The 14,801-nt window shown below is 54.0% G+C and carries 12 protein-coding genes; 8 read left to right on the top strand and 4 right to left on the bottom strand.

Annotation, left to right across the window (positions count from 1 at the left end; all coding sequences use genetic code 11):
* Window positions 1-92 precede the first annotated feature (92 nt).
* The gene (locus tag OGX75_RS03230; RefSeq protein ID WP_101744157.1) at window positions 93-1,754 is read left to right on the top strand and encodes a putative transporter; all 1,662 of its coding nucleotides are present in this window, start codon (window positions 93-95) and stop codon (window positions 1,752-1,754) included.
* Here the strand turns inward: OGX75_RS03230 and OGX75_RS03225 are convergent.
* Window positions 1,751-2,473 carry a GntR family transcriptional regulator gene (locus OGX75_RS03225; protein WP_012000790.1) on the bottom strand — a complete coding sequence of 241 codons (723 nt, stop codon included), beginning with the start codon at window positions 2,471-2,473 and terminating at the stop codon, window positions 1,751-1,753. The two genes, OGX75_RS03230 and OGX75_RS03225, sit on opposite strands and share 4 nt — an antisense overlap.
* 222 nt (window positions 2,474-2,695) lie before the next feature.
* Between OGX75_RS03225 and OGX75_RS03220 the strand changes: the two genes are divergently transcribed.
* Window positions 2,696-4,315, top strand: a complete 1,620-nt coding sequence (locus OGX75_RS03220; protein WP_286451046.1) for an alpha-glucoside-specific PTS transporter subunit IIBC — start codon at window positions 2,696-2,698, stop codon at window positions 4,313-4,315.
* Window positions 4,312-5,634 (top strand): 6-phospho-alpha-glucosidase, encoded by a 1,323-nt coding sequence (locus tag OGX75_RS03215; RefSeq protein ID WP_047460135.1) that lies wholly within the window; start codon window positions 4,312-4,314, stop codon window positions 5,632-5,634. The genes OGX75_RS03220 and OGX75_RS03215 overlap by 4 nt, the downstream gene beginning before the upstream one ends.
* Here the strand turns inward: OGX75_RS03215 and OGX75_RS03210 are convergent.
* On the bottom strand, window positions 5,631-6,524 hold the full coding sequence (locus OGX75_RS03210) for a helix-turn-helix transcriptional regulator (protein ID WP_112001379.1): 894 nt from the start codon (window positions 6,522-6,524) through the stop codon (window positions 5,631-5,633). The two genes, OGX75_RS03215 and OGX75_RS03210, sit on opposite strands and share 4 nt — an antisense overlap.
* Before the next feature lie 167 nt (window positions 6,525-6,691).
* Between OGX75_RS03210 and OGX75_RS03205 the strand changes: the two genes are divergently transcribed.
* The 5 genes from OGX75_RS03205 to OGX75_RS03185 all read left to right on the top strand — a co-directional run bounded on the left by OGX75_RS03205 (window position 6,692) and on the right by OGX75_RS03185 (window position 11,886).
* On the top strand, window positions 6,692-8,407 hold the full coding sequence (locus tag OGX75_RS03205; RefSeq protein WP_198448085.1) for a solute:sodium symporter family transporter: 1,716 nt from the start codon (window positions 6,692-6,694) through the stop codon (window positions 8,405-8,407).
* Complete coding sequence (locus OGX75_RS03200; RefSeq protein WP_286451045.1) at window positions 8,404-9,897, top strand: sulfatase-like hydrolase/transferase; 1,494 nt, start codon at window positions 8,404-8,406, stop codon at window positions 9,895-9,897. The genes OGX75_RS03205 and OGX75_RS03200 overlap by 4 nt, the downstream gene beginning before the upstream one ends.
* A gap of 180 nt (window positions 9,898-10,077) precedes the next feature.
* On the top strand, window positions 10,078-10,425 hold the full coding sequence (locus tag OGX75_RS03195; protein ID WP_012000784.1) for a YidH family protein: 348 nt from the start codon (window positions 10,078-10,080) through the stop codon (window positions 10,423-10,425).
* On the top strand, window positions 10,415-10,777 hold the full coding sequence (locus OGX75_RS03190) for a DUF202 domain-containing protein (protein WP_012000783.1): 363 nt from the start codon (window positions 10,415-10,417) through the stop codon (window positions 10,775-10,777). Before OGX75_RS03195 ends, OGX75_RS03190 begins: the two co-directional genes overlap by 11 nt.
* Entirely contained in the window at window positions 10,774-11,886 is a 1,113-nt protein-coding gene (locus OGX75_RS03185; protein ID WP_165383398.1) for an anaerobic sulfatase maturase, read from the top strand. The genes OGX75_RS03190 and OGX75_RS03185 overlap by 4 nt, the downstream gene beginning before the upstream one ends.
* A 12-nt stretch (window positions 11,887-11,898) precedes the next feature.
* Here the strand turns inward: OGX75_RS03185 and dsdA are convergent, their stop codons facing one another.
* Both dsdA and dsdX read right to left on the bottom strand, forming a co-directional pair.
* Window positions 11,899-13,227, bottom strand: coding sequence for a D-serine ammonia-lyase (gene dsdA / locus OGX75_RS03180; protein WP_012000781.1), 1,329 nt, complete (start codon window positions 13,225-13,227; stop codon window positions 11,899-11,901).
* Window positions 13,228-13,244: 17 nt separating this feature from the next.
* A complete protein-coding gene (gene dsdX / locus OGX75_RS03175) occupies window positions 13,245-14,582 on the bottom strand; it encodes a D-serine transporter DsdX (RefSeq protein ID WP_047460149.1) in 1,338 nt (445 codons plus the stop codon).
* Window positions 14,583-14,801: the final 219 nt, after the last annotated feature.

Here is a 14,801-nt window from a genome sequence, read left to right as displayed (position 1 = left end):
GTAACGTGATAATGTGCGCCATGCTGCATATATGCCTGAACGGTTCAGTCATAATCCACGTAAATTGAAATGTTATTCACAGGGAAAAGAAGATGAGTGATATAGCATTGACGGTCAGCGTTCTGGCGTTGGTGGCGGTTGTCGGGTTGTGGATCGGCAATATCAAGGTGCGGGGTGTCGGTTTTGGCATTGGCGGCGTACTGTTCGGCGGGATTATCGTCGGCCACTTTGTCGATCAGGCCGGGATGACGCTGAGCAGTGACATGCTGCACTTTATCCAGGAATTCGGCCTGATACTCTTCGTTTACACCATTGGTATCCAGGTGGGGCCGGGGTTCTTTGCCTCTCTGCGCGTCTCAGGGTTGCGCCTTAATCTCTTTGCCATCCTGATTGTCATTATCGGTGGGCTGGTTACCGCTATTCTGCATAAAATCTTCGCTATCCCGCTACCGGTGGTGCTGGGGATTTTCTCCGGCGCGGTCACCAATACGCCAGCGCTGGGGGCAGGGCAGCAAATTCTGCGCGATCTGGGAACGCCAATGGAAGCGGTAGATCAGATGGGGATGAGCTATGCGATGGCCTATCCTTTCGGGATTTGCGGTATTTTGCTCACCATGTGGCTGATGCGGATGATTTTTCGCGTCAACGTGGAGGCGGAGGCGAAGCAGCATGAAGACACGCTTAGCAATGGACACTCGTTAATCCAGACCATGAATATCCGTGTTGAGAACCCGAATCTCAACAATATGGCGATCCAGGATGTGCCCATCCTGAACAGCGATAAAATCATCTGTTCGCGTCTGAAACGCGACGAGACGCTGATGGTGCCTTCACCGGGAACGATCATCCAGTCGGGCGACTTGCTGCATCTGGTGGGACAGCCCGCCGATTTGCATAACGCGCAGCTGGTCATTGGTCAGGAGGTGGATACCTCGCTCTCAACGCGAGGGACGGATTTGCGCGTTGAACGCGTCGTGGTCACTAACGAAAAGGTGCTCGGAAAACGCATTCGCGACCTCCATTTTAAAGAACGCTATGACGTGGTGATCTCCCGTCTGAACCGTGCGGGCGTAGAGCTGGTGGCCAGTAGCGACGCCAGCCTGCAATTCGGTGACATCCTCAATCTGGTTGGCCGTCCCTCTTCAATTGATGCGGTGGCCAATGTTGTGGGTAACGCCCAGCAAAAACTGCAACAGGTGCAGATGTTACCGGTGTTTATCGGTATTGGTCTGGGCGTGCTGTTGGGGTCGATTCCGTTGTTTGTCCCTGGATTCCCGGTAGCGTTAAAGCTGGGACTGGCGGGCGGGCCGCTGATCATGGCGCTGATTCTGGGACGTATCGGCAGCATCGGCAAGCTGTACTGGTTTATGCCGCCAAGCGCCAACCTGGCGCTGCGTGAGCTGGGGATCGTGCTGTTTCTCGCGGTGGTCGGGCTGAAATCTGGCGGTGACTTTATTGATACGTTGACTCAGGGTGATGGTCTGAGCTGGATTGGTTACGGTATCTTTATTACTGCCATTCCGCTGATTACCGTCGGTCTTCTGGCGCGTATCTTTGCCAAAATGAACTACCTGACGCTATGCGGGATGCTGGCGGGGTCAATGACCGATCCGCCTGCACTGGCGTTCGCTAACAACCTGCATGCCACCAGCGGTGCGGCGGCGCTCTCCTACGCCACCGTTTATCCACTGGTAATGTTCCTGCGGATTATCACCCCACAACTGCTGGCGGTGCTTTTCTGGGGGTTAGGCTAGGTCAGGTTTGCATCCGGGTGGACGCGCCGTAAATGGTAGTCCACCTGGTATTCGCTGGCATTTCTGAACATGACCGAATAATTCAAAAATTCCCCGCTGTCGCTGTAAGAAAGCGATGTGATTCGCAGTAGCGGCGTTTGCTCGGGGACGTTCATTTGCGCGGAGAGCTGTTTATCGGCCAGTACAGGCGTCAGGCTTTCATAGTTGCCACTGATGGTGATGCCGCACTCTTTCTCAATATAATCAAATTTCGACCCTTCCAGGTGGATCAGCGAGAGGTTACGGAACAGCCTGACGGGCATATAGCTGTCCTCCAGCATCAGCGGTTTGCCATCCACATAGCGCACGCGGCGGGAAAAGTAGATACGTTCGTTGATCTGAATCCGCAACTGGCTGGCAATGGCGGGGGGCGCAGGCATCACTTCAAACACCAGCACCTGGCTGGTGACCTCTTTTCCCTGACGCCGCAGCACTTCCGCCAGTCCGGTCAGGTTGGTGGTTTCATGATGAACGTCTTTACGCGCCACGTATGTGCCGCTCCCGTGCCGCCGCACCACCAGTCCCCACCCCACCAGCATATCGACGGCTTTGCGGATGGTCATTCGTGATACAGCAAACTCTTCCGCCAGCTTTTTTTCACCAGGCAACGGGCTACCGATGTTGTAATCAGATGAGTTGAGCCGGATTCTTAGTCGTTCCGCTATCGATTTGTAGATCACTACCAGACCTCTTTTTCCCTTTAATTTCCGCGCTACGAACCTTTTGATGTCTAACTTTTATGTAAAAAGTAGACATCATTGACTGAATTAAAACCATGAATGCGATCACGAATCGAAGCGGCGCGTCATGTTCTCAGAATCGCAACTACCTATTCTCGTATCAGGCCAGCAATCACTACAAAAAAGGCCTCTCCCTACTGGTTGTTATATGAGGATGTAAAAATGCTCAGTCAAATACAACGCTTTGGCGGCGCTATGTTTACCCCGGTACTGCTGTTCCCGTTCGCCGGTATCGTCGTGGGTATCGCCATCATGCTGCGCAACCCGCTTTTTGTTGGCGAAGCGCTGACCGATCCCAACAGTTTATTCGCGCAAATCGTTCATATTATTGAAGAGGGCGGCTGGACGGTTTTCCGTAATATGCCGCTGATTTTCGCCGTCGGCTTGCCAATTGGCCTGGCTAAACAGGCGCAAGGCCGAGCTTGTCTGGCGGTGCTGGTCAGCTTCCTGACATGGAACTATTTCATTAATGCCATGGGCATGACCTGGGGGCATTTCTTCGGCGTGGACTTCAGCGTAGACCCGACGGCAGGCAGCGGTCTGACGATGATGGCCGGAATAAAAACGCTCGATACCAGCATTATCGGCGCCATTATGATTTCGGGCATCGTCACCGCGCTGCACAACCGCTATTTCGATAAGCCGTTGCCCGTGTTCCTCGGTATTTTTCAGGGCACGTCGTTTGTGGTGATTATCGCGTTCCTGGTGATGATTCCCTGCGCCTGGCTGACGCTGCTCGGCTGGCCAAAAGTGCAGATGGGCATTGAATCCCTACAGGCTTTCCTGCGTTCAGCGGGCGCGCTGGGCGTGTGGGTCTACACCTTCCTCGAACGTATTCTGATCCCGACAGGGCTGCACCACTTCGTCTATGGCCCCTTCATTTTTGGCCCGGCGGCGGTAGAAGGTGGCATTCAGGTTTACTGGGCGCAACATATGCAGGCGTTCAGCCAGAGCACGGAATCGCTGAAGACGTTATTCCCGGAAGGCGGTTTTGCCCTGCACGGTAACTCAAAAATCTTTGGCTCCGTCGGGATTGCGCTGGCGCTCTATTACACCGCATCGCCAGAAAACCGGGTGAAGGTCGCCGGTTTGCTGATCCCCGCCACGTTAACCGCTGTACTGGTGGGCATTACGGAACCGCTGGAATTCACTTTCCTGTTTATTTCTCCACTGCTGTTTGCCGTACACGCGGTGCTGGCGGCCTCAATGGCGACGGTGATGTATATCTGCGGCGTGGTAGGAAATATGGGCGGCGGACTGCTGGATCAGTTCTTACCGCAAAACTGGATCCCGATGTTCCACAACCATGCCGGAATGATGTTTACCCAGATAGGCATCGGGCTGGCATTCACCGCCCTCTATTTTGTGGTTTTCCGCACCCTGATCCTGCGCTTCAACCTGAAAACGCCGGGTCGTGAAGAGAGTGAAATCAGACTCTACAGCAAAGCGGATTACAAGGTCGCGCGTGGACAGACAACGGCGCCCGCGCCGGACGCAAAACTTGGGCAGGCAGCCGGGTTCCTCCAGGCGCTGGGCGGCGCGGGCAATATCGAAAGCATTAATAACTGCGCCACGCGCTTACGTATCGCGCTCCACGATATGGCGCAGACCCAGAGTGATGACGTCTTTAAAGCGCTGGGCGCGCACGGCGTGGTTCGCCGTGGCAATGGCATCCAGGTGATTGTCGGCCTGCATGTGCCCCAGGTGCGTGACCAGCTTGAAACGCTAATGAAATCCCCCTTATCGACCGAACAAATCCCCATGATGGAGGCAGTATCATGAAAAAATTCTCAGTGGTTATCGCAGGCGGCGGCAGCACATTTACGCCGGGCATCGTATTGATGTTGCTGGCAAACCAGGACCGTTTTCCGCTTCGCGCGCTGAAATTCTATGACAACGACGGCGCTCGCCAGGAAGTGATTGCCGAAGCGTGCAAAATCATCCTTAAAGAGCAGGCGCCGGAGATTGAGTTTAGTTACACCACCGATCCCGAAGCAGCGTTTACCGATGTTGATTTCGTGATGGCGCATATCCGCGTGGGCAAATACCCGATGCGGGAAAAAGACGAAAAAATCCCGCTGCGCCACGGCGTGTTAGGCCAGGAAACCTGTGGTCCGGGCGGGATTGCGTATGGGATGCGTTCTATTGGCGGCGTGCTGGAGCTGGTGGATTACATGGAGAAATACTCCCCGAACGCGTGGATGCTGAACTACTCCAACCCGGCGGCGATAGTGGCCGAGGCGACGCGCCGTCTGCGCCCGAACGCCAAAATCCTCAATATCTGTGATATGCCGATCGGCATTGAAGGGCGGATGGCGCAGATTGTCGGCCTGCAAGATCGTAAGCAAATGCGCGTGCGTTATTACGGGCTGAACCACTTTGGCTGGTGGACGTCGATTGAGGACTTGCAGGGTAACGACCTGATGCCGAAACTGCGGGAATACGTCGCGAAACACGGTTATGTTCCGCCATCTAACGATCCGCATACTGAAGCGAGCTGGAATGATACGTTCGCCAAAGCGAAGGATGTGCAGGCGCTGGACCCGGACACCATGCCGAATACCTATCTGAAATACTATCTGTTCCCGGACTATGTGGTGCAGCACTCGAACCCGGCGCGCACGCGTGCTAATGAGGTGATGGATCACCGTGAAAAACAGGTATTTGGCTCCTGCCGCGCGATTATTGAAGCAGGCCACTCCTCCGCTGGCGAGCTGGAAATTGATGAACACGCGTCTTATATCGTCGATCTGGCAACGGCAATCGCTTTTAATACGCAGGAACGGATGCTGCTGATTGTGCCAAACAACGGGGCGATTCATAACTTTGATGATGAAGCGATGGTGGAGATCCCTTGCCTGGTGGGGCATAACGGGCCGGAGCCTCTGACGGTTGGCGATATTCCGCAGTTCCAGAAAGGGCTGATGAGCCAGCAGGTGGCCGTCGAGAAACTGGTGGTCGATGCCTGGGAGCATCGCTCCTATCAGCGTCTGTGGCAGGCGATTACGCTCTCCAAAACCGTGCCGAGCGCGTCTGTCGCCAAAGCGATTCTTGATGATCTGATTGAAGCCAACAAAGAATACTGGCCTGAACTGCACTAATCTTGTTGACCGGCATCCAGCGGGTGCCGGTCAGGATGTTTCAACACCGCCGACGGCGCGTAGCCAAATTTATGCTTAAATGCTTTGCTGAAATGAAATGAGTCAAAGAAGTTGAGCATATCCGCTACCTGACCCACCGTATTCCCTTCCTGTTTTAACAGCGATAATGCCAGTTCCAGCCGGGCGTCCAGATAATATTCTTTCGGTGTTTTCCCGGTATAGCGTAAAAACAGACGACGCAGCCAGGCTTCGCTACAGGGGATCGTGGCTGCCATATCCGCCACGCTCCAGCGGCGTTGCAGGCTGGCATGTAACGCTGCAATTAACTTTTCAACCTGTATGCGTTGTGGGTCTTTTTTCCCGTTTGAGTCAATAAGACAAATCCACTGATAAATAATTTTCGTGAGAAACGCGACGGCGAGATTATTTTTAATCGGTTCCGGGCGGGTAATTAATTGTGAAACTTCGGCCAGTTCCTGATTATAAACATCACCATTATAAATAATGCTTTGTTGTCGGATAGGAATATCCATAATACTGGTTGGGGTAAACTCCATCCAGTATTGCTCCCACAATAAACCTTCGCAATGGTAAGACTGTATATCGGTGGGTTTTAAAAAGATAATGCAGTTGCCGTTTAATGTAATTTGCTCACCGTCTTTCAGCAGGATTTTCCCGCACCCCTGTACGGTATAGACCGCGACCCACGAATTGGCAATTAGCGGCTTTTTCTTATCTCGCGGCCATATAACACGGTAATTTTCGTCAGCGTAGGTATGCCACAGCGAGATCAATGAAATTCCGCTGGAGATCACATTTTCATTAATCAACAGGGGAATATTGTACGTAGTTTCGTTTTTTACATGCGAACTTAGCAAGTTTCCATTCATTTTATTTTCTCGCCGGAGAATGATGCCCACAACCTGAACATAACAGAAAGTGAATGCTTCAGGGAGGCGATGTTTGTAATTAAGAAATCTGACTGCCTGACCCGGCACGCTTTACCTCGTGTTGACCCTACCGCTGCCGGGACATAATGAAAAACAAGGGCTATGAGATGAATACGCTACAAATTTTGAGCTTTGTTGGTTTTACGCTACTGGTGGCGGTTATCACCTGGTGGAAGTTACGAAAAGCGGATACCGGTTCGCAGCAGGGATATTTTCTGGCGGGGCGTTCGTTAAAAGCGCCGGTTATTGCCGCCTCGCTGATGTTAACTAACCTCTCAACGGAACAACTGGTGGGATTAACCGGCCAGGCTTACCGCAGCGGTATGTCGGTAATGGCATGGGAAGTCATCTCCGCAATTCCGCTTATTTTTCTGGCGCTGATCTTTCTGCCACGCTATCTGCAACGCGGCATTGCAACGATCCCGGATTTTATTGAAGAACGCTATGACAAAACCACCCGCATCATTATCGATTGCTGTTTTTTGATTGCGACGGGAATCTGTTTTTTACCCATCATTCTGTATTCCGGCGCGCTTGCCTTTAACAGCATGTTTCATGTCACTGAAACCTTTGGTATTTCACAACATACGGCGATCTGGCTGATGGCTGTCGTGCTGGGGATTAGTGGCATCCTGTATGCTGTCGTCGGCGGGATGCGGGCGATTGCCATTGCCGATGTGATTAACGGTATCGGCCTGGTGATTGGCGGCCTGATGGTGCCGCTGTTTGGTCTGATGGCGATGGGGAAAGGCAGTCTGAGCGAAGGTATTACGCGCTTAACCCAGGATCACAGCCTGATGCTGAATTCGATTGGCGGCAGCAACGACCCGGTGCCGATTGGCGCGGCGTTGACCGGGCTTATCCTGGTCAATACGTTCTACTGGTGCACCAACCAGGGGATCGTTCAGCGTACGCTGGCATCAAAAAGTTTATCGGAAGGGCAAAAAGGGGCGCTGCTTACGGCGGTGTTGAAGATGCTGGACCCGCTGATTCTGGTGCTGCCGGGCGTTATCGCTTTTCATCTCTTTCAGGATCTACCGAAAGCAGACATGGCCTATCCGGCGCTGGTGAACAAAGTGATGCCGCTGCCGCTGATTGGCTTTTTTAGCGCGGTGCTGTTTGGCGCGATTATCAGCGCATTCTGCGGTTTTTTGAACAGTGCTTCTACCCTGTTTAGCCTCGGTATCTATCGCCGACTGATTAATGAACAGGCCAGCCCCGATAAACTGGTCACTGTTGGTCGTCGCTTTGGCTTTATTGTGGCCGTGATCTCCGTGCTGGTGGCGCCGTGGATCGCCTATGCGCCGCAAGGGCTCTACAGTTGGATGAAACAGCTCAACGGGATTTATAACGTGCCGTTGGTGACCATTGTTATTATGGGCTTCTTCTTTCCACGTATTCCGGCGCTGGCTGCGAAGGTCGCAATGGGACTCGGTATTGTCAGTTACATCACCATCAACTACCTGGTGAAATTTGATTTTCATTTCCTCTATGTGCTGGCCTGTACCTTCTGTATCAACGTCGTGGTGATGCTGCTCATTGGCGTGATTAAGCCGCGTGCAACGCCGTTTAAATTTCATGATGCGTTTGCGGTTGACATGAAACCGTGGAAAAACGTGAAGATCGCCGCCGTTGGCGTCCTGTTCGCGATGATTGGCGTCTATTCTGGTCTGGCGCAGTTCGGTGGCTATCAGACCCGGTGGCTGACCATTCTCAGCTACGCCATCACCGCTGCGGTGGTTGTTTACCTGATTTACAGCTCATGGCAGACGCGCCATTCCGCGCCTGTGGTTTATGTTTCTGACGCTAAGGATAAAGCATGACCCGTCCGAATTTTCTGTTCATTATGACCGATACACAGGCGACCAATATGGTGGGCTGCTATAGCGGTAAACCGCTGAACACGCAGCATATTGACAGCCTGGCCGCTGAAGGGATTCGCTTTAACTCCGCGTATACCTGCTCGCCGGTGTGTACGCCAGCCCGCGCGGGGCTTTTTACCGGTATTTATGCCAATCAGTCCGGCCCGTGGACGAACAACGTCGCGCCGGGGAAGAACATCTCCACGATGGGGCGTTATTTTAAGGATGCAGGCTATCACACCTGCTATATCGGTAAATGGCACCTCGACGGGCACGATTACTTTGGCACCGGCGAGTGCCCGCCTGAGTGGGATGCCGACTACTGGTATGACGGCGCGAACTACCTTTCTGAACTGACGGAGAATGAAATCAGCCTGTGGCGTAACGGACTGAACAGTATTGAGGATTTGCAGACCAATAATATTGATGAGACCTTTACCTGGGCGTATCGCATCAGCAACCGGGCGGTTGATTTTCTCCATCAGCCAGCGAGAGATGACGAACCGTTCCTGATGGTGGTCTCTTATGATGAGCCGCATCATCCGTTTACCTGTCCGATTGAGTATCTGGAGAAGTATCAGGATTTTTATTATGACCTGGGCGCGAAGGCGCAGGATTCGCTGAGCAATAAACCTGAGCACCATCGGCTATGGGCGCAGGCGATGCCGTCCCCGGTGGGCGATGATGGCTGTTATCATCATCCGCTCTACTTTGCCTGTAATGACTTTGTTGACGATCAGATTGGGCGGGTGATCAATGCGTTAACCCCGGAACAACGTGAGAATACCTGGGTGATTTATACCTCCGATCACGGTGAAATGATGGGGGCGCACAAACTCATCAGCAAAGGGGCGGCAATGTATGATGACATTACCCGCATCCCGCTGATTATGCGCCCGCCGCAGGGAGCGCCGCAGCAGATCGATACGCCGGTCAGCCATATTGACCTGCTGCCTACGATGATGGCGCTGGCGGGGATTGATAAGCCCGATATTCTTCCGGGTGAAAGCATCCTGGCCGTTGAAGCGCCGCGCGGGGTGATGGTGGAGTTCAACCGCTATGAGATCGAGCATGACAGCTTTGGCGGCTTTATTCCGGTGCGCTGCTGGGTGACGGATAACTGGAAGCTGGTGCTGAACCTGTTTACCAGCGATGAGCTGTACGACAGGCGTAATGACCCGGATGAACTGCATAATCTGATTGCTGCGCCGGAATTTGCCGGTGTTCGCAGTCAGATGCACGACGCGCTGCTGGATTACATGGATAAAATCCGCGACCCGTTCCGTACGTACCAGTGGATCCTGCGTCCGTGGCGTAAAGATGCCCGGCCGCGCTGGATGGGGGCATTCCGCCCACGCCCACAAGACGGTTATTCTCCGGTGGTACGTGATTACGATACCGGTTTGCCCACGCAAGGCGTGAAAGTAGAAGAGAAAAAGCAGAAGTTTTGATGCGTTATGCCCGGTGGCGCTACAAAAGCGCAATACCGTAGGCCGGATAAGGCGCTTACGCCGCCATCCGGCAATAATAATGCCCGGTGGCGCTGCGCTTACCGGGCCTACAAAAGCGTAATACCGTAGGCCGGATAAGGCGTTTACGCCGCCATCCGGCAATAATTTAAAGGAGCCGTCATGAAGATTTCCCGCCTCGGAGAAGCGCCGGATTACCGCTTCTCGCTGGCAAATGAGCGTACCTTTCTGGCGTGGATTCGCACCGCGCTGGGGTTTCTGGCGGCGGGCGTCGGGCTTGACCAACTCGCGCCGGACTTCGCCACGCCGGTGATTCGCGAACTGCTGGCGCTGCTGCTGTGTCTCTTTGCGGGCGGCCTGGCGATTTATGGCTATCTGCGCTGGCTACGCAACGAAAAAGCGATGCGTCTGAAAGAAGACCTGCCGTACACCCATAGCCTGATGATAATCAGCCTGATGCTGATGATTGTTGCGGTGATTGTCATGGCGCTGGTGCTGTATGCCGGATAGCCGCAAAGCCCGCCGTCAGGTTGATCCCGGTCTACAGCCGGAGCGCACGTCGCTGGCCTGGTTTCGTACCCTGTTAGGCTATGGCGCATTGATGGCGCTGGCGCTGAAACATAACTGGCATCAGGCGGGGTTTCTGTTCTGGGTTTCTATTGGCGTGCTGGCGATTGTCGCGCTCATTCTCTGGCGCTATACCCGCAGCCGTAACCTGATGGATGTGGCGCACAGTGATTTTTCCGAATCTCGCGCCGTGCGTGACAAATTTTTGATCTCTCTCGCGGTGTTGTCCCTCGCAATACTGTTTGCTGTAACGCATATTCGTCAACTTATCGTCTTTATTAGGGATGTTGCATGACAGGATGTCAGGTCATGGCTAAACCGGCCAGCTCACGTTGTAACCTTGATTGTCATTACTGTTTTTATATCGATAAACCCTCTCAACCCGTTATGGATGACGCGACCTTAGAGGCTTTTATTTGCCAGCATATTGCCGCGCAGTCGGTTGATGATGTGCTGTTTGCCTGGCAGGGCGGAGAGCCGACGCTGTGTGGACTCGATTTTTTTCACCGCGTGGTCGCGTTGCAAAAACGCTATGGAGAGGGGAAACGCATCCAGAATACCTTCCAGACTAACGGCATTTTACTCAGTGACGAGTGGTGCCGATTCTTACGCGATAATGGCTGGCTGGTCGGTATCTCACTGGATGGCCCCGCCGATTTACATGATGCTTATCGCGTTAGCCGTAGTGGAAAACCAACGCATCATAAGGTGGTGGAAGCGATAGCAAGGCTGGCTGCCCATCGCGTGGACTTCAACCTGCTGGTGGTGGTGAATCGGCTGAACAGCCAGCAGCCTGCGCGTATGTATCGCTATCTTCGCCAGCTTGGCACGCCTTTTCTTCAGTTCATTCCGTTGGTTGAACGTGACGATCGCGGCAAACTGACCGCTGATTCCGTGACGTCGGAAGACTGGGGGCATTTTCTCAATGATGTGTTTGATCTCTGGGTTCGGGAAGATATTGGGCGCGTTTTTGTACAACTGTTTGATTCGATGCTGGGCGTGTGGAGTGGGCATCCGGCACAAATGTGCGCGCTTAGCGAAACCTGCGGTCACGCGTTCGCCCTGGAAGCAAACGGCGATCTCTATCAGTGCGATCACTATGTCTACCCGGCGTTCCGGCTGGGTAATATCCATCAAACGCCACTACATATGCTGAATGCCAGCCCGCAGGCGAGTGAATTTGGACAGCAGAAAAAATCAACGCTGGGGGCGGATTGCCTGGACTGCGCCTTATTGCGATTCTGCAACGGTGATTGTCCAAAGCATCGGGATTTAAGCGGGAAAAGCGTGCTGTGCGGCGGGTATAAAGCGTTTATTAACCACACGTCGCCGCATATGCGCGTCATGCGGGATCTAATTAAACAGCATCGCTCACCGATGGAGCTGATGGCGATGCTGCGTTAAGGTCAGTGACGTTTAGCGCCCTTTCGCCAGGTACTGCGCCATCTCTTCTTCCGGCACCATACCGCCGCCGGTCGCCCACACCAGATGCGTGGCGTGATTAAGCTGCTCAGCGCTGAAGGCGTGCATCTGCTGGTAATCCGTCGAACGGCAAACACGCTGCGGCCCGGCCATTCCCGCCAGTGCGGACGGCTCCAGGCGAATACCTTCTTCCTGCGCCAGCCAACCCAGCATGTCGTACATCGTCCGATCGTCGAGGGTGTACAGCCCGTCCAGCAGACGTTCCATTGCCCGCCCTACAAACCCGGATGCGCGCCCCACCGCCAGACCGTCTGCCGCCGTCAGGTTATCGACGCCAATCTCCTGGACGGAAATGGCATCATGCAGACCGGTATATACGCCCAGTAACATGCACGGAGAGTGGGTTGGTTCGGCGAAGAAGCAGTGGACGTTGTCGCCAAATGCCAGTTTCAGACCAAAAGCCACGCCGCCAGGGCCGCCGCCAACGCCGCACGGCAGGTAGACAAACAGCGGATGGTCGGCATCCACCACGCGCCCCTGCTGCGCAAACTGAGCCTTCAGGCGCTGCCCGGCCACTGCATAGCCCAAAAACAGCGTGCGGGAGTTTTCATCGTCAATGAAGAAACAGTTTGGATCGGACTGTGCCGCTTTGCGCCCTTGCTCAACCGCCACGCCGTAATCCTCTTCGTATTCCACTACCGTTACGCCGTGGCTGCGCAGTTTGGCTTTCTTCCAGGCGCGGGCGTCGGCGGACATATGCACCGTCACCTTAAAGCCGATACAGGCGCTCATAATGCCAATCGACAGCCCCAGATTACCGGTTGAACCCACGGCAATGCTGTACTGGCTGAAGAACTGCCTGAACTCCGGTGAAAGCATTACGCTGTAATCATCTTCGGTCGTCAGCAGACCCGCCTCCAGCGCCAGTTTTTCCGCGTGGGCCAGCACTTCATAAATCCCGCCACGGGCTTTTATCGAACCGGAAATCGGTAAGTGACTGTCTTTTTTCAGCAGAAGTTCGCCGCTGATTTTCTGTCCGTACTCTTTTTCCAGCCGCTGCTGCATTGCGGGGATGATCGCCAGTTCAGACTCAATAATCCCGCCGGTTGCGGCGGTTTCCGGGAAGGCTTTTGCCAGATACGGCGCGAAACGGGCCAGGCGGGCATGCGCATCCTGTACATCCTGCGCTGTCAGACCAACATAGGGTAAACCTTCCGCAAGAGAGGTGGTGCCTGGGTTAAACCAGGTCGTTTCTTTGAGGGCGATCAGATCCTCTACCAGAGGATACTGAGCGATGAGTGAAGTCATTTTAGCGTTTTCCATAATACGTCTCTTTGCGCTTAGATGATAAAGGAAAGCAGGAATGTGCCCGCCAGAGCAACAACCGACGCGATAAATGTCGCGGTTGTATAGTACTTAAATGTTTCATTCAGGGTGGCGCCGCAGTATTGCTTCACCAGCCAGAAGAGGGAGTCGGTCACGATCGTGCAGCCAATCGCGCCGGAACCGATGGCAATGGCGATGATCTCCGGGCTGACGTTGGGGTAGAGCGGCAGCATCGGCGCGACAATCGCCGTCGCGCCCATCATCGCGACCGTTGCGGAACCCACTGCGGCGTGCAGAATCAGCGCCACCAGCCAGGCCAGCAGAATCGGGTGCATGTGCATATTGGAGAGGATCACCGCCAGCGTATCCGCCAGACCGCTGCTTTTGAGGATAGCGTTGAACGCGCCGCCTGCACCGATAATCAGCAGGATGTTAGCAATTGAGCCAAAGCCGTTTTCGGTATGGGTCAGCAACGTACCCATACCGATATGCTGACGCAGGCCGAGAATGTAATAGGCCACGAAAACGGCGATAAACATTGCGGTGATCGGGTTGCCGATAAACTCCAGCAGCGTATACAGCGTGCCGCCCTGCGTCATATTCAGTTCGGCAACGGTTTTTACCAGCATCAGGCCAATCGGCAGCAGGACGGTAAACAGCGTCGCGCGTAAAGAAGGCAGCGTATTTTCATCGCGCACTTCGAGATCCGCAAACTCCGTCGGCACCGGCTTAAACGGCAGGCGGTTGCCGAGGAATTTCAGGAATAGCGGCCCGCCGACCAGCGACGCCACCAGCCCAACCAGCAAACCGTAGACGATAACGGAACCGATATCCGCGCCCAGCTTATTCGCCACAAACAGCGCAGCCGGATGCGGCGGCACCACGCAATGCACGGCCATTAGCGCGGTACACAGCGGAATAGCCAGCTTCAGCAGCGACGTGTTGGTTTTCTTCGCTATCGAAAATGCCAGTGGGATGAGCAGTACCACACCCACTTCCACAAACAGCGTGATGCCGCAAATCAGCCCCACCAGCACCATGATCACGTCAGCGGAAAGCCAGCGGCAACGCTGGAGCGTCAGGCCGATCCGTTCTGCCGCGCCGGACACTTCCATCATTTTGCCGAGAATGGTTCCGAGACCGATGACGGCGGCGAGGAAGCCTAACGTGCCGCCAATACCGCTTTCAATCGCATTGACCATCTCCAGCGGCCCCATGCCCATCATCGCGCCCACAAAGAAACTGGCCAGCAGCAGTGCCAGAAACGGGTGGAACCTGAATTTCACGATGGTCAGCACGATTAACACGATGCTTACCAGCAGCGTGCTCACAACCCAAATTTGAGAGTGCATATCTCACCTTACCCTGTGATTAACATAGGCGTATTGGACGAAAAAACGGCACTTGCTGACAAACGATATAAATTGCCCTTCGCATGAACCAGATTGAATCAAAAGGGTGATTTGCATCCAATAATGGTCTGTTTATGCGATATGGTTCACTTTGATTCATCTTTACGCTGATTTTCCAGGCGCATTTTTTTACACTGCAAAGCCAAAAAGAGGTCACAG

This window comes from Citrobacter sp. CK199, from assembly GCF_030333285.1.
Taxonomy (GTDB): domain Bacteria; phylum Pseudomonadota; class Gammaproteobacteria; order Enterobacterales; family Enterobacteriaceae; genus Citrobacter_B; species Citrobacter_B koseri.
This window is presented reverse-complemented; position numbering and strand designations above follow the sequence as displayed.